An 18979-nucleotide genomic window follows, 5' to 3' on the forward strand; every position below is an offset into this window, starting at 1 on the left:
TGCAAATTGTCAAAACTGATATGCAGAGGTGATTAAGATAAGGAAGGAGACATATGTATGAATAAACCTTTTGAATACCCGGAAATGTACTATAACGAAGTCATCTATTTTTTAGAAACGAAATGGAAGCGTCGACTAAGTGATCATGAGAGGCATGTTCTCATTGAAGGCTATCGATTCGGGCGGCTGGTTGAGGCAGAAAATGAAATCAGAATCCTCTCTGTCAAGTAATTTTTTCTGAAGTTAATATCAAATGGCAGCCGCAGCTGCCATAATACTTCATTAATAAAATTTTTAAATAACCTTTGCTCAATGCAAGGTTTTTTCTCTTTTTAAGTATTGTATAATAAAGGAAGCGTTTCATTTTTTTATAATAAATGTAACTGTGTCCGTGGTAAACAAGTGAAGGGAGGGCAGCTGTGATAACAGCAAAGAGATTCGCAGATTCAGAGATTTTGATCCGATGTAATGTTTAAACTACATAAGGGGGAATTGATAAGATGTCAAACTATGTAAAAGTAGGAAATCTTCAAGTAGCGGATGTACTTTATCATTTTATTAACGACAGCGCATTACCAGGTACGGGCTTAGACCGTGAGCAGTTCTGGACTGATTTTGAAGCACTTTTTGCTGATTTAACACCAATCAATAACCAACTATTAGATCGACGAGATGACCTCCAGCGTAAAATCAATATGTGGCACAGAATCAATAAATCCTTCCACTTTGAAAATTATCAATCTTTCTTGAAAGAAATCGGCTATTTAGAACCGGAGACTTCTGATTTTCAGATCAACACGGAAAATGTGGATGAAGAAGTAGCCTTAAAGGCAGGTCCGCAGCTCGTCGTTCCAGTCGATAATGCCCGTTATGCACTAAATGCAGCTAATGCCCGTTGGGGAAGCCTCTATGATGCCTTATATGGGACGGATGCGATTAGTGAAGAAGGGGGTGCTAATCGTGCAGGGGCTTACAATCCGATTCGCGGAGAAAAAGTTATTGTTTTTGGAAGGGAGTTCCTGGATCAAGCCATCCCGCTCAAGCAGTTTTCCCATAAGGAGGCTGTCAAATATTCGATTGTTGATGGAAGATTAGCAGTTTTACTTGGGAATGGCGCGACCGTTGGGCTTCAAGATGAACCCAAATTCTGTGGCTACCAAGGGAATCCAGGCGAGCCTTCCGCCATTTTACTGAAAAATAATGGTCTCTATTTTGAAATTCAAATCGACCCTTGCCATCCAATAGGAAAAACCGACCGAGCTGGCGTTAAAGATATTTTCATAGAGTCGGCTCTTACGACGATTATGGATTGCGAGGATTCCGTTGCCGCCGTGGATGCAGAGGATAAGGTCCTTGTATACTCCAATTGGCTCGGGTTAATGAAAGGTGACTTAACAACTGCATTCACAAAAAATAATAAAACAATTACTCGCTCGCTTCAGCCTGACCGCACGTATATCTCACCAACTGGTGAGGAATTTGCCCTAAAAGGGCGTTCTCTCATGTTTGTCCGTATTGTCGGTCATTTAATGAAGAATTCTGCTATCCTAGATAAGGATGGAAACGAGGTACCAGAAGGGTTAATGGATACGGTCGTTACTAGTTTAATTGCCAAGCATTCTCTTTTGGCCAATGGTCCATATCAGAACTCTGCAAAGGGATCGATTTATATTGTTAAACCAAAAATGCATGGTTCTAAAGAAGTCGCTTTCGCTAATGAAACGTTTAATCGCGTGGAAGATATGCTAGGACTGGAGCGGAATACGCTAAAGATTGGGGTCATGGATGAAGAGCGAAGAACGTCGTTGAACTTGAAAAATTGCATTGGTGAAGTAAGGGAACGAATTGTTTTCATAAATACTGGTTTCTTGGACCGGACTGGCGATGAAATCCATACTTCAATGGAAATAGGGGCCGTTATCCGGAAAAATGAAATGAAGTTCTCTACATGGCTGCAAAGCTATGAAAAATCCAATGTGTTTGTCGGGCTGGCAGCTGGTCTAAAAGGCCGTGCACAGATTGGGAAGGGAATGTGGGCAATGCCGGACCTTATGGCCGAAATGCTCAAGCAAAAAATCGGTCATCTGCAAGCAGGCGGGACGACGGCTTGGGTACCTTCACCAACAGCGGCGACCCTGCATGCGCTACATTATCATCAATTGGATGTCTCAAAGGTGCAGGATGAATTAGCAAAGGGTGTCCAGGATTTAAGAGATGAGATATTAACTATACCTGTCGCTGAACAAACAAACTGGTCTGCCGAGGAAATTCAGCAAGAGCTTGATAACAATGCACAGGGAATCCTTGGCTATGTTGTTCGCTGGGTAGAAATGGGGGTTGGTTGTTCGAAGGTACCGGATATAAATCACGTTGGGTTGATGGAAGACCGTGCGACACTCCGGATTTCAAGCCAGCATATTGCCAACTGGCTCCATCATGGGATTTGTTCGAAGGAACAGGTACTGGAAACCCTAAAGAGAATGGCAAAGGTAGTCGACGAACAAAACGCGGGAGATCCGTCGTATCGTCCAATGGCTCTAGATTTAGATCAATCTGTAGCCTTTCAAGCAGCTTGCGACTTAGTATTTAAAGGATATAATCAGCCAAACGGATATACCGAACCGATTTTACATCAGCGCCGCATTGAAGCAAAAGCCCAATAGGGTGTCAGGCACCAAGAATAAAAACACGAGCAACTACATGAAACAGATGTAGTTGCTTTTTTTGGATGAATGAAATTGTAAATTAATTTTCTAAGGTAACCTCGATTAAGAAGATTTCCCCATCAGACGGCATTGCCTCATTAAAGATGTTTTCAAATTCATCAAGCGTACTCGCCCGCATACCTTTAATTCCGAAACTAGCGGCCAATTGGACAAAGTTCGGATTTTGGAACGTTACTCCGTAGTTTTCTCCGAACTTTTTGTCCATTTGCTGGACCTCAAGTTTTAACATCGAGTCATTTAATACAATAATTATGAACGAAAGTCCGAGTCGTTTAGCTGTCTCAATTTCTGCAAAATTCATTAAAGCACCACCATCCCCGGTTATGCAAATAACTAGGTCATCTGGACAAGCAAGCTTCGCCCCAATCGCACCGGGAATGGCGATCCCCATGGATGCAAGCCCATTTGAAATAACAAGCCGATTTGGCTTTTTCGGCTGATAGGTTCTCGCAATGGAAACCTTATGTGCACCGACATCCGATATCACAACCGTATCCTCTGTTGTATGAGAATTAACACAGTGGAGAACATGCTCAATTGTAAAGGAAAGAGTGCCTGACACCGGCTGATCAATTTGATATGCAGTTTTAATTTGGTCCTTTAGCCCGCCGGAGGGAAGCCATGATTTCATCGGAAGGATGGATTGATTTAAAAGTTGCAAGGTGTTTCTTATGTTTCCGACCAGCTCCACCTCTACAGGATAATAGTCATTAATTTCTGAAGGTAAAGAATCAATATGTAAAATAGGAAGTTTCTTCACATTCCAGTCTATAGGCAGTTTTTCGACAAAGTCAAAGCCGATGACAATCAGGAGATCTGCCTCTTTTAATCCAGGTAACACCTCGTCATTTTCCTTAAAACCAAAGGTATAGTAGTTAAGCGGATGTTCTTTTGGGAGGACTCCTTTTGCCATAAAACTATGGGTTACAGGGCATTGAAGGGTTTCGACAAAGGTCAGTAGATCTGGGACTGCCTCTTGCCTGATTACACCATTTCCGACGATGACAAATGGTTTAAGATGTTTTTTGATAAGGGTACCTGCAGCTTCAATTGACTCTTGAGCCGGAACACATACAGGCAAGGATGTAACGGGTAAGGGACTACCGCCGATCATTTGACTTGAAAAGTTTTCTGGTAATGTAATGGCAACGGAACCCGGTTTCTCCATTTTTGCCATCTTGAATGCTTTTCGAACCTTCGCCGGCACTGTTTGGGATTCATTGATTTGTGTGCTCCATTTTGTTGCGGGTTCAAACATCGTCACAAGATCAAGGTATTGATGGGATTCCTTATGATGTCGCTCCACACCGGCCTGACCAATGATGGCCACTACTGGGGAGTGGTCGAGCCAGGCGCTGGCCATCCCCGTTATTAAGTTGGCGGCGCCAGGTCCGAGCGTTGATAAGCATACACCAACTTTGTTTGACAACCTTCCATAGACGTCTGCCATAAATGCCGCTCCTTGCTCGTGCCTGACATTTATGTATTGAATTTGTGTCGATTTGGAAAGGGAATCAACGAGGTCTAGGACCTCCGTGCCAACGATTCCGAACACATATTCTACTTCTTCGTTTTCTAAACAATGGACAAGTACATCTGTTACCTTCATCAAATCCTCCTCGTCAATTTAATTTGGTTACCGATGATTTCTAAAACCTCCGTTTATTCTACGTGCACGGGAATCATACAAAACGAATGATTCCCGTTATCCTGATTTTTCACGCTTCACGGGGAACATACACTAGGTATGATTACCATTGCCCCGATTTTTCACCCTTTACGGGTAACATACACCAGGTATGATTACCATTTCCTCGATTTCTCAGCCTTCACGGGCACCATACGTTTCCTACACAATAGTATTCTTACCTAAATACCTATCTATTTTGTCTCTGTTAATGAAAACAGACGATCTGCAAAAGATATATCAATATAATTTTGTAATGATATTGTAATATTGCTGAGATGTCACTGTTACACCTTTCTAGTATATTTGACCTACCAAATCACACTAGGGGGTAACAATTATGCTAAAGAAATTCATCGTTGCATTTGTCATTATCGTTTCTTGTGGCTCTTTGTTTGCTAACATGGGTGATAAAGCGGAAGCGGCTTATTATCATACAAAGGCTATTTCGGTAGCAAAGTCTAATATTGGAGTACCATATCAATGGGGTGGAATGTCGCCCGGCGGATTTGATTGTTCAGGTCTTATTAAGTATTCCTATGCAAGGGCTGGAAAAACCTTAAATCGTACAGCGGCACAAATGTTTTATGGGAACGGACATTGTATATATTCAAATATACAACCAGGTGACTTAATGTTCTATGCTCCAACCAAGGCAAGTAAACCGACACATGTAGGGATGTACATCGGAAATGGTAAAATAATTATGGCTTCTTCATTAAAAGGAGTCATGATTACAAGCACTAATAACCCATATTGGCATTCAAGATACATTGGAACAAAACGCGTTTAAAGACCATCGATCCCTGATGGTCTTTTTTATACATAGAAAAATAATAATATTTATTTGAAAAATTAAATCATTAACTTTGTATTCTTTTCCAATCGTTTGTTATCATCAAATTAGTAAAATAAGGGAGTGAACGCTAATGACTAAACATACTCGAATCGGGAAAACTGATTTATTTGTCAATCCAATTGGACTTGGTACCAATGCCGTTGGGGGTCATAATCTTTTTCCGAACTTAGATGAAGAAGCTGGCAGGGAGTTAGTTCGAACCGGTTTGGCTCATGGGATTAATTTCCTTGACACAGCATATGTCTATGGTTTAGGACGGTCCGAAGAAATCATCGGGGAAGTCGTGAAGGAAAGCGGAAATCGTTCAGAAATAGTCATCGCCTCCAAAGCAGCACATAAATTGATTGGAAATGAAATGGTTCTTGATAATTCACCAGCTTTTTTAAAACAAGCTGTCGAAGAGAGTTTAATAAAGCTTCAAACCGATTACATCGATTTATTTTATATCCATTTTCCCGATCAGGATACACCGAAGGACGAAGCGGTTGGGGCTTTAAAGCAATTGAAGGATGAAGGAAAAATTAGAGCAATCGGGGTATCTAATTTTTCAATTGATCAACTAAAAGAAGCTAATAAAGATGGTTATGTTGATGTCTACCAAGGGGAATATAACCTGCTAAGCCGTGGTGCAGAACGGGAAATATTCCCATACGTTACCGACCAGCAAATCTCATTCGTTCCCTTTTACCCATTAGCATCTGGATTATTAACTGGTAAGTATTCTCGAGAGACGAATATCAATGAAAAGAACCGTAAAAGACCACAGTTTAAAGAAGGCGTTTTCGAACAAAACTTGCAAAAGATTGAACAGGTCCGTAAAATTGCATCAGAAAAGGGTGCTGAAATTGCCCAAGTGATTCTTGCCTGGTATCTGTACCGCCCATGCATCGATGTAATTATTCCTGGTGCAAAGCGAGCAGACCAAGTGCTTCATAATCTAAAAACCTTACAGATCCAATTAACAACTGAAGAGATTCAAGAAATTGATCGAATTTTCCCATCCTAAAGGAAAAGTCGTGAATAGTGATTTTTTATCACCTTTCACGGCTTTTTTTTCATTAAAAAAGGCATAATAAGAATCATTCCTTTTTAATTGAAGTGGTATGTGGGAAAATTATCCTTGGTAATTTATGAGTTCGCTTACAATTATCTTAATTTTTCTTTATTTAATGTTATGATAAAGGTATTAGTTAAATCGCCCTAAACACGATGCTATTTAGTCACGAAAATCTGATATAAAAAGGAAGTCTTCGTATGAACCTTAAACACAAAAAGTATCCTTTTTTTAAGCGAATTGGACGAGCATTTAAGTTGAATTTTATAAAATTGCTTCGTTCTCCAGGTGGAGCCAAAAAAGTTTCGTTGGGATTTGCAATTGGTTTTGGCTTAGAAATGATTGTTCTTTCAACAGCTTCCCTTGTTTATATCGTATTTTTACCAATGGTTCGAATGGCAAGAGGTTCCTTGCCAGCGGCGATTATCGGAAATGTAATCGGAAAACTATCCTTTCTACCAGTATTACTCCTACCTTTAGCTAAGACTATCGGTAAACTGATTTATCCTATAAACGAGAGTATAGGGCATAAGTCCCCTTTTTCGTTTGAACAGTTGATGCAAGGAGATTTCCGCAGTGTAGTCAGTTTACTTCACGGTGGTGTCCATGTGTTAATTGGAATGACGATTTTTGGCATCATCCTTGGTATTATTTCTTACTTCTTTGTTCATTATTTTTATGAAAAAGAAAAAACGAAAAGACTTGCAAGGATTCGTGATAAACAAGCCCTTCGAAAAAATAACCTTGTTATGATTGATGCGACCAATAATTAAGATTTAAGTCGCTTGAGAATAATTGCTTCTAATAGTTTCCACGGCAGCAAATTTTTTAGCTTCAACATCGTCTTCACACCAGCCCCGATGGGATACCTAAGGCTTGGTGATTGGGGCTGAGAAGCAATTTTTGCTGCCAACTTGGCAACCTCGATGGGATTACCATGCTTGGCCTTACCGCCCTCAATTTCATGTAGTAAACTTTCCATATAGGATAGGTATGGAGACTCAGGATTGACTTCCATTCCGTCCACACTTGCCCAAATATTGGTTTGATAGGATCCAGGTTCAATGAGGGAAACGTCGATCCCAAATGGTTTCAACTCAAGTCGCAGGCTTTCGCTATAACCTTCAAGAGCGTGCTTAGAAGCGACATAAGCAGATAATCCTGGGAATCCTAGTCTCCCACTAATGCTGCTGATATTGATAATTCTGCCCTGTTTCCTTGCCCGCATCAAGGGCATAACTGCTTGGGTGACAGCAATTACTCCGAACAGATTTGTTTCGAATTGACTCCTATACTCGTCAATTGAAAGCTCCTCACTAAAACCCCCAAGGGCAAATCCGGCATTGTTTACTAATACGTCGATAGCTGGGTACTCGTTGAGGATCCCTTGAAAATGTTGAATGGAATCACTGGAAGTGACATCAAGCGGTTGAACATGAATCAAATCCTCGACATTGTTTTCTTTAGCAAGAGTGAATAACGACTCTGATTTATTGATATCCCTCATGGTTGCGATCACTGTAAAGCCTTTTATTGCCAATTCAATCACGGTTAACATCCCGAAACCGCTTGAAGTCCCTGTAACAATCGCTGTTCGTTGTATCATGATTTCCTCCTAGAATTCCTTTTCTACTATATTAAACGTAAAATAGCGATGGTTGTATATCTAAAATCGAAAAAGACTGTCCCAAAATCCGTGGGACAGCCTTTGATTGAAATCATCCGTTATTGATTTTGATGATTTCTGAGGCTTTGTTCAGCATAAGCAACAAGACGTTTCGTCATTTCGCCGCCGACTGAACCGTTTGCTCGTGCGGTCGTATCAGCACCAAGTTGAACTCCAAACTCGTTGGCAATCTCTTGTTTCATTTGATCTAAAGCATTGTCAGCTCCAGGAACCAATAGTTTGTTTCTAGCCATGATACATCACTCCCGACGAAGTTTTTTGAGCAATATGTCATTGCTCGTATATAATTTAACCGATTATTATTATTTTCATTAAAAGTACACTAGGAATTCGAGAGGGTGACCACAGGGAATAGTGTCCCAAGGGTAGGGAATATTACCCTTATAGTTGGGTATACATTTAATTGAGAAAGTGAGTGATGAATGATATGATTGAATTTCCGAAAAATCTTTATTGTGAAAAGTGCGGCAAAGAAACCGAGCATATGGTACACGAAGATGCATTAGAGATAGAATATACTTGTACCGAATGTAAGAATGAACAAGAAATTATTAAGTCCTTTTTTTAAAAAATGTGAAACAGGTGTGTTATGCAGAAAATAATCGTAATAGGAGCAGGAATACTTGGTGCATCGACCGCCTATCATCTTGCGAAATTAGGTGCAAATGTAACATTGGTTGATCGAGCTGACTCGGGACAGGCGACTGATGCCGCTGCCGGGATTGTTTGTCCTTGGCTTTCACAGCGGCGTAACAAAGCTTGGTACCAGTTAGCCAAAGGAGGAGCTCGTTATTATCCAGAATTAATTGCTCAACTAGAGGCAGATGGAGAGAGAGAAACTGGATACCAACAGGTTGGTGCTATCAGTTTACATACGGATCTGAATAAACTCGAACAAATGGCGGAACGAGCGAAAAAACGTCGCGAAGATGCTCCTGAAATCGGAGAAATTACGATACTATCGCCGTCTGAAACAAAGCGTCTATTCCCACCATTATCGGAGGAATATGGGGCTGTTCATGTGAGTGGGGGAGCACGGGTTAATGGAAGGGCATTGCGTGATTCATTAATACGCGCTGCCACAAAACAAGGAGTTATACTTCTCCACGGGAATGCGTCCCTAGAGATGCAGGGGAATCAAGTCATTGGGATTAAGATTGTAGATATAATATATCCTGCAGATCAGGTAATTCTGACCGCCGGTGCATGGTCTAACGAGCTTTTGCAGCCATTAGGTATGGAGTTTTTAGTCCAACCTCAAAAAGCGCAAATCATTCATCTGGAAATACCCAAGACGGATACAGGCCAATGGCCAGTGGTTATTCCGCCTCAAAACCATTACATCCTTACGTTTGAAAATGGCCGAGTTGTTGTTGGGTCGACACATGAAAACGAGGTTGGATTTGACACGCGTATAACTGCTGGTGGAATTCATGAGATATTAAGCAAAGCGCTAGAAACAGCGCCTGGTCTCGCAGAATGCTCATATCTTGAAACAAAAGTTGGTTTTCGTCCGTTCACCCCAGGCTTTTTGCCTGTATTTGGGGCGTTGCCACGATTTGAAGGAATCTATTTAGCCAATGGTCTTGGGGCTTCGGGGTTAACGAGCGGTCCGTATCTTGGTGCAGAACTAGCCAAACTAGTCGTAGGTAAACAAACAGAAATTGACCCCCAAAATTATGATGTGGATGGAGCACTTGCACCACCTAAATAAAAATCAAAAACAGCACCCATTTGGGTGCTGAGCCTTTAATCGAACCATCCGAGACTACAACAAAATAAAGCGCTTTCAAAAAACTACGTGATAATTCCTCTGCGGAATAGTTCGCCAATCGCATGGGAACGATTTTGAACTCCAAGTTTTTTAATCGCTGTTTTTACATATTGTTTGACTGTTAATTCGCTAATTTTCATTAGATCTGCCATTTCCTTTGTGCTTTCTCCCCAAGCAATTCTGCGCATCACTTCAAGTTCCCGCTTACTTAAAAATTGTGGATCCTCCACACTGTCGGATTTCTCAAGAAACTTTCCAACTTCTTTTCCATAATGAGTGAAGGAGGAAAGAAGAATTTCATCTATCCTAGATCCTTTTATAAATTCATTCGTGCAAATATAACCAATAATCACCGAACGAAAACAGATAGGGACAACCACAACCGAATGTACACTCGAGGATGTTATGTATTTACTACTTGTCTGCTTCAAATACTCAATTCCTGAACAATACTTCGCTTTCTTTTCATGAATCGCTGAGTAAATAATCGGCAGGGAACGGACATCATCCCGAATATCCCCAATATGTACCAACCCCTCAGCGGTCAATAAAATAATACCTTCACCAAGGAAGCCTAACGGGGAAAATCTAAATAAATAGGCATTCCTGACGGGATAAAGCTCCATGTAGACATCAAGAATTTTAAATAATCGTTCTTCATGGCACGTTGCTTCCTCTAATTTTTGAATTTGTTGCTGAAAGGTATACTGAGATGTCAAATTATCATCTCCTTTTTGGGGATATAACACGTCTAAAATTAGGAATATTCAAATTATACAAAAAATTGTAATCTTTAGATAGACTTTTAGGAAAATCTTTTTCTATGAAAGTTAATAAATCCTCATTAGGAAAGGAAGATGTTCTTTGGCCAATTTAGATCCGCAAGCAAAACTTTATTTAGAAATGTTCAGTCAGATGCCATTGATCCAGACATTAGATGCACAAACCGTTAGAGAAATGTTTGCTTTAGCTCCTCCTGTTGAGGTAGAATTGGCGCCGCTTGCGAAGGTAGAGGACCGAATGATTTCTGTAGCAAATAATGCGGAAATCAAGGTCAGGATCTACACACCGGAAGGTCAAGGACCATTTCCACTGTTTGTCTATTATCATGGCGGCGGCTGGGTAATAGGTGATCTCGAGATGGCCGATCCAAGCTGCCGAATGATTGCCAATCAAACAGGAAGAGTAGTAGTTTCTGTGGATTATAGGCTTGCACCTGAATATAAATTCCCTATCCCTGTAGAAGACTCTTATGCTGCTTTAAAGTGGGTAAGTGAAAACGCTACGGCATTAAATGGAAACGCTTTCAACTTAGTGGTTGGCGGTGATAGTGCTGGTGGGAATCTTTCTGCAGTCGTTTCGTTAATTGCAAAGGAACAAAACGGTCCAGAGGTTGCGGCACAAGTTCTTATTTATCCAGTAACAGCATTAGGATATGACACCAAATCATATGAAGAGTTTCAACAGGGGTTTGGGTTGGATCGAGACTTAATGAAATGGTTTGGCAACTACTATATTAACAATGAAGAGGATACAAAAAATAAATACATCGCTCCATTATTGGCAGACGATTTAAGCAATCTTCCGCCGGCATATGTCATTACTGCAGAAAATGATGTCCTAAGAGATGAAGGTTTAGCCTATGCTGAACGCCTAAAGCAAGCAGGGATCAAGGTTGAATCAATTATTGAAGAGGGACTTGTGCATGGTTATTTTACAAATATGGCGGTATTTCCAGAGCGGATTAAAGGATCTATTTCTAAATTCGCCAAGTTTCTAAGTGAAATTGACCAAAGGGTTGGCAGGGTTTAATGAATAATTTAGATCCTGGAGGAGGAGTATGATGAAATCTATGAAACAATCGAATCATGTTGCTAATTACGACGCTGTTGTTGTCGGGGCAGGTTTTTCGGGGTTATATAAGCTTCATCGCTTACGTGAGGCTGGTTTCTCTACCCGTGTTTTTGAGGCGGGGGATGGTGTTGGCGGTACATGGTATTGGAACCGTTATCCGGGAGCACGCTGTGACTCAGAAAGCATCTATTATAACTATACGTTTTCAGAAGAACTCTATAAGGAATGGACCTGGACCTCTAGATATCCCGAGCAGCCAGAGATCCTGCGTTACTTAAACTTTGTCGCGACTAAGTTTGATCTTCGCCGTGATATCCAATTTAAGACACGGATTAACGCAGCACATTATAACGAAGAGTCGAATAGATGGCTGATCTATCTAAATGATGGGACGAGTGTAACAGCCAAGTTCTTTATCACGGGTGTTGGTTGTCTATCAGCCGCCAATATTCCAAACTTTAAAGGAATCCAAAATTTCAAAGGCGAGTGGTACCACACGGGGCATTGGCCGCATGAAAAAGTTGATTTCAAGGGGAAGCGGGTAGGGATTATTGGAACGGGGTCAACTGGTGTTCAGGCCATCCCAGTCATCGCACAAGAGGCCAAGCACCTTACCGTCTTTCAGCGGACACCACAGTACTGCGCTCCAGCGCGAAATCATCCGTATGACCCAGAGTACATCCGGAAGACGAAGGAGAATTTCAGCGAAATCAAACGTCAAATGCGTGAATCTCAGGGCGGCCAGCCAGTGCCAGTACCTACTAAATCAGCATTAGAAGTCACCGCCGAGGAGCGTGAGCTGGTCTACGAAGAGGCGTGGGAGAAAGGTGGATTAGGGCTGTTTAGCGCTTATTATGATATTACGATTAATGAAGCAGCCAACGAAACTGTGGCCGAATTTATCCGGAACAAAATCTGTCAAATCGTCGAAGACCCTAATGTAGCCGAAAAACTCCTGCCAAGCTATTTTTATGGGACAAAGCGGCCGATCATTGACACAAATTATTATGAAACGTATAACCGTGACAACGTCACATTAGTAGACGTAAAGAAGGCACCTATTGAGGAAATTACTACTAATGGGCTCCGGACCACGGACGGGGAGTATGAACTGGACGCTCTTGTTTTTGCGACTGGATACGATGGAATGACAGGGCCATTGTTGAAAATTGATATCCGCGGGAAAGACGGAGTGACACTGAAGGAGAAATGGGCAGGGGGTGCGCAGACAAGGACCTATCTTGGTATTGCCAACGCTGGTTTTCCGAATATGTTCATGATTACCGGTCCAGAAAGTCCTTCTGTTCTAAGTAACATGCCTGTCTCGATTGAGCAGCATGTTGAATGGATTACTGACTGTATTGAGTATATGCAAACCCAGGGTGTGGAAACAATTGAGGCGAATGTTGACGCGGAGGAAGCATGGAGTAAGCATTGCCGGGAAGTGGCTGAATCAACGCTCTTTACGAAAACTGACTCATGGTACACCGGTGCAAATATTCCTGGGAAGCCGCGTGGATTCCTGATTTATTTAGGCGGAGTCGGCGCATATCGCCAAAAATGTGCAGAGATTGCCGCAAATGGTTATGAGGGTTTTTCATTATTGTCGTCAACACAGACGGCATCCCGTTGATCAGTCTTTTACTGGAATAAAATTACCTTCGGAAAAAGGGTCTTCGGACTCTTTTTTTTGTCCTAAAATGGCATGGAAACAATTTTATGAACCATTTGTCCATTCTTTTTAGAAAATTCAAAGACATCAGAAATAATTTATTGATTAATGGAGTGGAGAGCGGTATAATAGTCAACATATTAAATTATTCCTACCTGAATAGTGTGAATTGAAGCTGGAACGAGAATTTAGTTTACCAGTTTTATAGATTGTGGACATAAGGGGAGATTCTACATGGTTTGGACGTCTATTGCTTTTATAATTGCTTTTTTCTTTGCGATGAATATTGGAGCAAGCGGGACGGCAGCATCGATGGGGTCAGCCTATGGTGCAGATGCCATAAAGAGTAAGCGCCTGGCCATGGTGTTAGTGGCACTAGCGGCTTTTCTAGGGGCAGTGCTGGGCGGCGGTGAGGTTGTGAAAACAATTGGAGAAGGAATCATTCCTTCCAATCTCCTAACGATTAAATTAGTCGTTCTAATCCTTGCTGGAGCTACATTGACATTATTTATTGCAAATATTATTGGAATTCCCCTATCGACAAGTGAGGTTACCGTTGGATCAATCGTAGGAGCTGGGGTAGCTTTTAAAAGTTTATACATAAATAATCTGTTGGTGATTATTTTATTTTGGGTGGTTGTTCCGATTGTTTCTTTTCTCATTACGTTTTTCCTTGGAAAAATCATTTCCGCGGCTGAGAAACGCTGGATTGGTCTAACGAGAAACGGTAAATGGAAAAAATGGCTGGCAATTTTACTTGTCGCGGGGGGCTGTTTAGAGGCTTTTTCGGCTGGGATGAATAATGTCGCTAATGCTGTTGGGCCATTGGTTGGGGCAGGGATGATTTCCACCACTAAAGGAATCTGGATTGGCGGCCTCTTCGTTTCAATCGGAGCAATTTTACTCGGTAACAGGGTTCTTGAAACGAATGGGAAGAAGATTACTAGACTATCTTTACTGGAAGGAAGTGCGGTTTCCTTTACAGGAGGAACCTTGGTTATTGTGTCCTCCTTATTTGGACTCCCGATACCGCTGACACAAGTAACGACTTGTGGAATTTTGGGTGTTGGAGCTGCCCAAAAGGGGTTTGGCATTTGGCAGAAATCTATTATTCAGAGAATTCTTAAAGTCTGGCTTATTTCACCTCTTGCTTCGCTTGTCATATCTTATATACTGGTGAATTTGTTAGTGGAGATTAATATTTATAATATTATTATCATTTTAAGCACATTGATCGCAACCGTGGGAGCGTTCAGTCTTTCAGCCAACATCCGCAAGGAGAACAGTACCATTCATGATGATGGTGGTGGAATTTAAATGATAGGATTTTAGAAAACTCTGTTGATATCCATTCAACAGAGTTTTTATTTTTTTTAATATATAAGTTGAGATAAAATAGTTTGTGTAAACGTACTGAACCATTTAGAAAATTTTCTTACATACAGTAGACAATTATGGGGAAAGGAATGAAATTCGTTATGGAGATAAAGAAGGTTTCAATCATTGGTTTAGGGGCATTAGGAATTCTATATGGACATCATTTATCGAAGAAAATGCCAAAAGCAGATATACGTATCATTGCAAATCGGGAGCGGATTCATCGATATGAAAATGAACATGTTTTCTGTAACGGAGAACGCTGCGATTTCAATTACCTGACACCAGAAGAAGCATGCGAGCCGGCAGATTTGTTGATCTTTACGGTAAAATTTGATGGTTTAAAAGATGCGATTCAATCGGTCAGGAATCATATAGATGAGGAGACGATAATATTATCTGCGTTAAATGGAATTTCTAGTGAGGCTTTGATTGGACAGACCTACGGGGATAAACATATTTTATATTGTGTTGCCCAAGGAATGGATGCTGTGAAAGTGGGAAATCAGCTGACCTATGACCATATGGGGATCCTTTGTTTTGGAGAACGTGAACCTGGTGTAATATCTGATAAGGTCAAACGTGTTTCCGCCTTTTTTGATAAAGTAGAACTTCCCTATGAGATAGAAACGAATATGGTAAAACGGCAATGGGGTAAGTTTATGTTAAATGTGGGGGTCAATCAAACCGTAGCCGTCTATCAGAGTAATTATGGAGAGATTCAGCGTGATGGGGAAGCACGAAAGATGATGATTGGAGCGATGAGAGAGGTCATCGCGCTTTCTGAAAACGCTGGAATTCATTTAACAGAAGCTGATTTAGATTATTGGCTAAGTGTATTGGCCACTTTAAGTCCAGACGGAAAACCGTCAATGGCTCAAGATATCGAAGCCAAACGCCACAGCGAAGTAGAATTGTTTGCCGGTACAGTCCTGAACCTAGCCCATCAATACGGGCTATCAACACCCATAAATCAACAACTTTATGACCGGATTCGTACCATAGAAAGCCAATACGATTAAAACATGGTGCCTGACACCTATTTCTCAAAAATTATGGTGTCAGGCACCATTTTGTTACAGAAATGTGAACTCGTCTGATTTTTTTTGTAATTTTTATATGCGTGGGTATGGAAGGTTTTAGTCTTGCTATCATAAAATATGTGTAGATGTGTAAAAATTCTCGAGAGAAGTGTAGGTATCATGACGGCAGGAAAATGGACAGATTTAGGGAACTACAACTTGAGAAGAGGGTTGATGCTAATGTGGCCTTTTGACGGCAAGAAAAAGTCGGTAGAAAAGGCGGGGAAATCATGCTATTTTTCCGTAAAAGAGACCACAGAAGGTTACAAGTTTAATGAATTTGTTAATAAACTGAAAGAAGTTCTTAGCAATACCTCAAGGGAAGTCATTTTCTTATGTGTGGGTTCCGATCGTTCGACAGGAGACTCACTGGGGCCGATAGTAGGAACGATGCTGAAAGAAATGGATCTTCCATTCCCTGTATATGGCACTTTAGAAAAACCAGTTCATGCCTTAAATATTAACAAGATACTGAAAGAAATTAATCAAACGCACAACAATCCTTTTATTTTGGGGATTGATGCTTGTTTGGCAAATGAGAGGCAAATTGGGTTTATTTTTTTAAAAGAAGGCTCATTAATCCCTGGGATGGCTGTCAATAAAAAGCTGCCACATGTGGGTGAATACCATATGAAGGCAGTGGTTAATTACCTAGACCCGCTGTCGCCAGCACAATCTTTAAATAATACCAGATTATTTACGGTCATGACCATCGCCGAAGTGATGTCAAAGATTATTACGCAAGCTGTTTTAGGAGAGGCTTCATTGTGTAAAAAATCAATTGAAAATCTCCCTAGATCATAAAGTTACTTACCCAACTATTTTTTCTATTGGAAATACCGACCAAAGAATTTGATGTTTATAAATAGTGTGCGTTATAATTGGTTCAATGTATACCTAGAAAGAGGGAGAAATTGTGGGGAATAATTGGGCCGAGGAAGATTTAATATCTTTACGCGAGAGGGTCTTTATTCATATTAAAGACCTTATTTTAGAGGGTGAATTTAAAACAGGCGATCGTTTAGTGGAACGGGAATTAGCCGAACGATTAAATATTAGCAGGACACCTATTCGTGAAGCGTTATTTAGATTAGAATCTCAAGGGTTTGTCAAAACTGTTCCAAGAAAAGGTGTTATTGTCGCGGATATTTCTGAAAAGGAAATTATTGAAGTATTTACGATTCTATCATCACTCGAAGTTTTGGCAGCGAAATTAGCTGTTCAGAAGTTGGATGATGAAACCAAAAGCAAGTTCATCGAATATAGTAAAAGGGTGGAAGATTGTTTACAGCATAAAAATGATCATGATTTCTCTAATTTACATGGTGAATTGAATCATCTCTTATACAGCTCGGCAAAAAATGCGAAACTCTATGAAATATTAAGTGGCTTATCGGATTATATTCGTGCCTTTGCTAAGACAGGATATAAAAATCCGGGCCGGCCTGTACAGTCGATGGAGGAACACTTACGAATTATGGAGGCTATTGTTAATCAAGAAGTGGAAATGGCCGAGTATTTAACGAAAATTCATATTGAAAATTCCCGAAAAGCATATATTGAGGCAGTCACTCAAGGAAAAGAAACGAAATAAAAACAGAAACTCCATCCCTCGCCGGGTGGAGTTTCTTTCTATTAACATGGAATTAAACACCAATTACCACTGATGTCGTTAGGTTTTGCAATACTTTTGCCACACTCATAGCAACAATTGGGCTCGATTTAGGGTTTTCCATATATGGATTGTTTTGAATAGTGGTTTCCATATGTCCGAAATAGCCTTTGGCCACTATCGTATGTGTGTTCATTTGAATGGTCGGGTCAACATACACTTGAACCTTTGTTTCATCAAAGCCGACACCTGCAAGGCTTAACGCAGCGGAAACATTTACATTTTGAGGGAATAATTTTGCTGCATTTCTGGCGGTACCCTCAAAGATACAAAATGGTTCTGAAATCGTTTCTAAATCAACTTTTTCCTCCGCAATTGTCCCATACCAACTTTTTGGAGGCTTCCTCGTAATCAGTGTAATTTCATCAATTTCACCTAACACCCCAGCGGCAATACGATCCAAACCTGCGATAGCCCCTGACGGGATAATCAATTGTTTTTTGTATTTTCTAGCAGCCTCTTGTAAGGAGTCGTAGAAATCTTTATCTGCTAAAGCGCCGACGGAGAGGATAACTAAATGACTCCCCGAGGAAATGGCCTTTTCCCCATATAGTTGAAGGGCATGGTGTCCAGCCGCTTCAATGATAATATCTAAATCTTGGTTAAAAAAGACATCTTCATTCGTGGTGACTGTACACTCATCGGGTGATTGGTCAGAAGAACCTAGCGGGGTTCTTATTAAAATGGATTGAAGGACGACATCTCCCGCTTGTCCTAACTCAATTAATTCCCTAATACCTTTTCCAAGTGTTCCATATCCAATGATTCCAACTTTTAGCATATTTATTCACCTCGTGATTATTTATAAGCAGCTATTCAAATAGAAAGCTATCTAACTATGTATCAGTTTATTTTGTATATCGTATACCGATAATTAATAAATTTTAGCCGATTCAACCAATAAAAGCAATAGTAACCTTATGAATATAAATAAACTTCTAAATTTTCAAAATAGTTTGCAATAAAAAGAGAATAATGGTATATTATTTTCAACCTTATAATAAACAAGGTGTACATAGTGCAAAGGGGTTGATATTTACATTCCTAAAATAACATTCTACTACATATCAAAAAAACTGTAAGCGCATTCAACATATTGATGTGGATTGATTGTTTTAGGAAGTAGAAAAAGGATGTTAATGGAGGTTTTAATTTAGTAATGATCAGTCATTGTATTAATTTTTTTAAAACATGGTATACAATCTACAGTATGCAAAATTTAATCTCTCGAAAAAGTAACTCAATAAATCATGCCATTTTATATCTTTTAAGGGATTAAGAAAGGAACACCCGAAGTAGAGGATATACACCATGATAAAAATCCTATTATAACGTTTACGCCTCTCCTACGATCTTTTCCCATTTGTAAAGGAAATCTTTCGCATTACGGTTTTAAACTATTTTAAAAGGTAGTGTCAAAACTTCTATGAAAAAGTGACCTGAAGTTTTTTTCTTCTCTCTTTTTTGTAGTGGAGGTACCCGCAATCGCTCTTGACAAACACACCAATGGTTTGAGGTTCCTTTAACAAGGGCGA

General features: G+C 40.4%; 17 protein-coding genes. 12 read left to right on the forward strand and 5 right to left on the reverse strand.

Annotated elements, in window-relative coordinates; genetic code table 11:
* Window positions 1-57 precede the first annotated feature (57 nt).
* On the forward strand, window positions 58-231 hold the full coding sequence (locus ACE198_RS13655) for a hypothetical protein (protein ID WP_180229986.1): 174 nt from the start codon (window positions 58-60) through the stop codon (window positions 229-231).
* Window positions 232-500: 269 nt separating this feature from the next.
* Window positions 501-2663, forward strand: coding sequence for a malate synthase G (locus tag ACE198_RS13660; RefSeq protein ID WP_375375908.1), 2163 nt, complete (start codon window positions 501-503; stop codon window positions 2661-2663).
* Window positions 2664-2745: 82 nt separating this feature from the next.
* On the opposite strand, the gene ACE198_RS13665 is transcribed toward ACE198_RS13660, so the two are convergent.
* Entirely contained in the window at window positions 2746-4335 is a 1590-nt protein-coding gene (locus ACE198_RS13665; protein WP_375375909.1) for an acetolactate synthase large subunit, read from the reverse strand.
* A gap of 418 nt (window positions 4336-4753) precedes the next feature.
* Between ACE198_RS13665 and ACE198_RS13670 the strand changes: the two genes are divergently transcribed.
* From ACE198_RS13670 to ACE198_RS13680, 3 genes are all read left to right on the forward strand, one after another.
* Window positions 4754-5206 (forward strand): C40 family peptidase, encoded by a 453-nt coding sequence (locus ACE198_RS13670; protein ID WP_375375910.1) that lies wholly within the window; start codon window positions 4754-4756, stop codon window positions 5204-5206.
* A 136-nt stretch (window positions 5207-5342) separates the two neighbouring features.
* The gene (locus tag ACE198_RS13675) at window positions 5343-6278 is read left to right on the forward strand and encodes an aldo/keto reductase (RefSeq protein WP_375375911.1); all 936 of its coding nucleotides are present in this window, start codon (window positions 5343-5345) and stop codon (window positions 6276-6278) included.
* Between the two features lie 248 nt (window positions 6279-6526).
* Window positions 6527-7099, forward strand: a complete 573-nt coding sequence (locus tag ACE198_RS13680; protein WP_098571906.1) for a DUF2062 domain-containing protein — start codon at window positions 6527-6529, stop codon at window positions 7097-7099.
* On the opposite strand, the gene ACE198_RS13685 is transcribed toward ACE198_RS13680, so the two are convergent.
* Together ACE198_RS13685 and ACE198_RS13690 are read right to left on the reverse strand one after the other, a co-directional pair.
* Entirely contained in the window at window positions 7096-7932 is an 837-nt protein-coding gene (locus ACE198_RS13685) for an SDR family oxidoreductase (RefSeq protein WP_375375912.1), read from the reverse strand. The genes ACE198_RS13680 and ACE198_RS13685 overlap by 4 nt on opposite strands.
* Before the next feature lie 119 nt (window positions 7933-8051).
* The gene (locus ACE198_RS13690) at window positions 8052-8246 is read right to left on the reverse strand and encodes an alpha/beta-type small acid-soluble spore protein (RefSeq protein WP_375375913.1); all 195 of its coding nucleotides are present in this window, start codon (window positions 8244-8246) and stop codon (window positions 8052-8054) included.
* A gap of 356 nt (window positions 8247-8602) precedes the next feature.
* Between ACE198_RS13690 and ACE198_RS13695 the strand changes: the two genes are divergently transcribed.
* Window positions 8603-9727: an NAD(P)/FAD-dependent oxidoreductase gene (locus tag ACE198_RS13695; protein WP_375375914.1), complete on the forward strand. Its 1125-nt coding sequence runs from the start codon at window positions 8603-8605 to the stop codon at window positions 9725-9727.
* 83 nt (window positions 9728-9810) lie between these two features.
* Here the strand turns inward: ACE198_RS13695 and ACE198_RS13700 are convergent, their stop codons facing one another.
* A complete protein-coding gene (locus ACE198_RS13700) occupies window positions 9811-10506 on the reverse strand; it encodes a response regulator transcription factor (protein ID WP_375375915.1) in 696 nt (231 codons plus the stop codon).
* A gap of 145 nt (window positions 10507-10651) precedes the next feature.
* Here ACE198_RS13700 and ACE198_RS13705 point away from each other — a divergent pair, with 145 nt between their 5' ends.
* From ACE198_RS13705 to ACE198_RS13730, 6 genes are all read left to right on the forward strand, one after another.
* Window positions 10652-11599 (forward strand): alpha/beta hydrolase, encoded by a 948-nt coding sequence (locus ACE198_RS13705; protein WP_375375916.1) that lies wholly within the window; start codon window positions 10652-10654, stop codon window positions 11597-11599.
* Window positions 11600-11630: 31 nt separating this feature from the next.
* On the forward strand, window positions 11631-13274 hold the full coding sequence (locus ACE198_RS13710) for a flavin-containing monooxygenase (RefSeq protein ID WP_375375917.1): 1644 nt from the start codon (window positions 11631-11633) through the stop codon (window positions 13272-13274).
* A gap of 273 nt (window positions 13275-13547) precedes the next feature.
* Complete coding sequence (locus ACE198_RS13715) at window positions 13548-14630, forward strand: sulfate permease (RefSeq protein ID WP_375375918.1); 1083 nt, start codon at window positions 13548-13550, stop codon at window positions 14628-14630.
* A 161-nt stretch (window positions 14631-14791) separates the two neighbouring features.
* Window positions 14792-15712 (forward strand): ketopantoate reductase family protein, encoded by a 921-nt coding sequence (locus tag ACE198_RS13720; protein WP_375375925.1) that lies wholly within the window; start codon window positions 14792-14794, stop codon window positions 15710-15712.
* A 180-nt stretch (window positions 15713-15892) separates the two neighbouring features.
* Entirely contained in the window at window positions 15893-16576 is a 684-nt protein-coding gene (yyaC, locus tag ACE198_RS13725) for a spore protease YyaC (protein ID WP_257148437.1), read from the forward strand.
* 112 nt (window positions 16577-16688) lie between these two features.
* On the forward strand, window positions 16689-17366 hold the full coding sequence (locus ACE198_RS13730; RefSeq protein ID WP_098571913.1) for a GntR family transcriptional regulator: 678 nt from the start codon (window positions 16689-16691) through the stop codon (window positions 17364-17366).
* Window positions 17367-17418: 52 nt separating this feature from the next.
* On the opposite strand, the gene nadX is transcribed toward ACE198_RS13730, so the two are convergent.
* The gene (gene nadX / locus ACE198_RS13735; protein ID WP_375375919.1) at window positions 17419-18225 is read right to left on the reverse strand and encodes an aspartate dehydrogenase; all 807 of its coding nucleotides are present in this window, start codon (window positions 18223-18225) and stop codon (window positions 17419-17421) included.
* Between the last annotated feature and the right edge of the window lie 754 nt (window positions 18226-18979).

Source organism: Neobacillus sp. KR4-4 (assembly GCF_042136325.1).
GTDB lineage: Bacteria > Bacillota > Bacilli > Bacillales > Cytobacillaceae > Neobacillus.

What these genes read in the sequence shown, in the direction of transcription:
- ACE198_RS13655 (WP_180229986.1), top strand. Translation starts at nt 58, where the DNA reads ATGAATAAACCTTTTGAATACCCGGAAATGTACTATAACGAAGTCATC.
- ACE198_RS13660 (WP_375375908.1), top strand. Translation starts at nt 501, where the DNA reads ATGTCAAACTATGTAAAAGTAGGAAATCTTCAAGTAGCGGATGTACTT.
- ACE198_RS13665 (WP_375375909.1), bottom strand. Translation starts at nt 4,335, where the DNA reads ATGAAGGTAACAGATGTACTTGTCCATTGTTTAGAAAACGAAGAAGTA.
- ACE198_RS13670 (WP_375375910.1), top strand. Translation starts at nt 4,754, where the DNA reads ATGCTAAAGAAATTCATCGTTGCATTTGTCATTATCGTTTCTTGTGGC.
- ACE198_RS13675 (WP_375375911.1), top strand. Translation starts at nt 5,343, where the DNA reads ATGACTAAACATACTCGAATCGGGAAAACTGATTTATTTGTCAATCCA.
- ACE198_RS13680 (WP_098571906.1), top strand. Translation starts at nt 6,527, where the DNA reads ATGAACCTTAAACACAAAAAGTATCCTTTTTTTAAGCGAATTGGACGA.
- ACE198_RS13685 (WP_375375912.1), bottom strand. Translation starts at nt 7,932, where the DNA reads ATGATACAACGAACAGCGATTGTTACAGGGACTTCAAGCGGTTTCGGG.
- ACE198_RS13690 (WP_375375913.1), bottom strand. Translation starts at nt 8,246, where the DNA reads ATGGCTAGAAACAAACTATTGGTTCCTGGAGCTGACAATGCTTTAGAT.
- ACE198_RS13695 (WP_375375914.1), top strand. Translation starts at nt 8,603, where the DNA reads ATGCAGAAAATAATCGTAATAGGAGCAGGAATACTTGGTGCATCGACC.
- ACE198_RS13710 (WP_375375917.1), top strand. Translation starts at nt 11,631, where the DNA reads ATGAAATCTATGAAACAATCGAATCATGTTGCTAATTACGACGCTGTT.
- ACE198_RS13715 (WP_375375918.1), top strand. Translation starts at nt 13,548, where the DNA reads ATGGTTTGGACGTCTATTGCTTTTATAATTGCTTTTTTCTTTGCGATG.
- ACE198_RS13720 (WP_375375925.1), top strand. Translation starts at nt 14,792, where the DNA reads ATGGAGATAAAGAAGGTTTCAATCATTGGTTTAGGGGCATTAGGAATT.
- yyaC (WP_257148437.1), top strand. Translation starts at nt 15,893, where the DNA reads ATGACGGCAGGAAAATGGACAGATTTAGGGAACTACAACTTGAGAAGA.
- nadX (WP_375375919.1), bottom strand. Translation starts at nt 18,225, where the DNA reads ATGCTAAAAGTTGGAATCATTGGATATGGAACACTTGGAAAAGGTATT.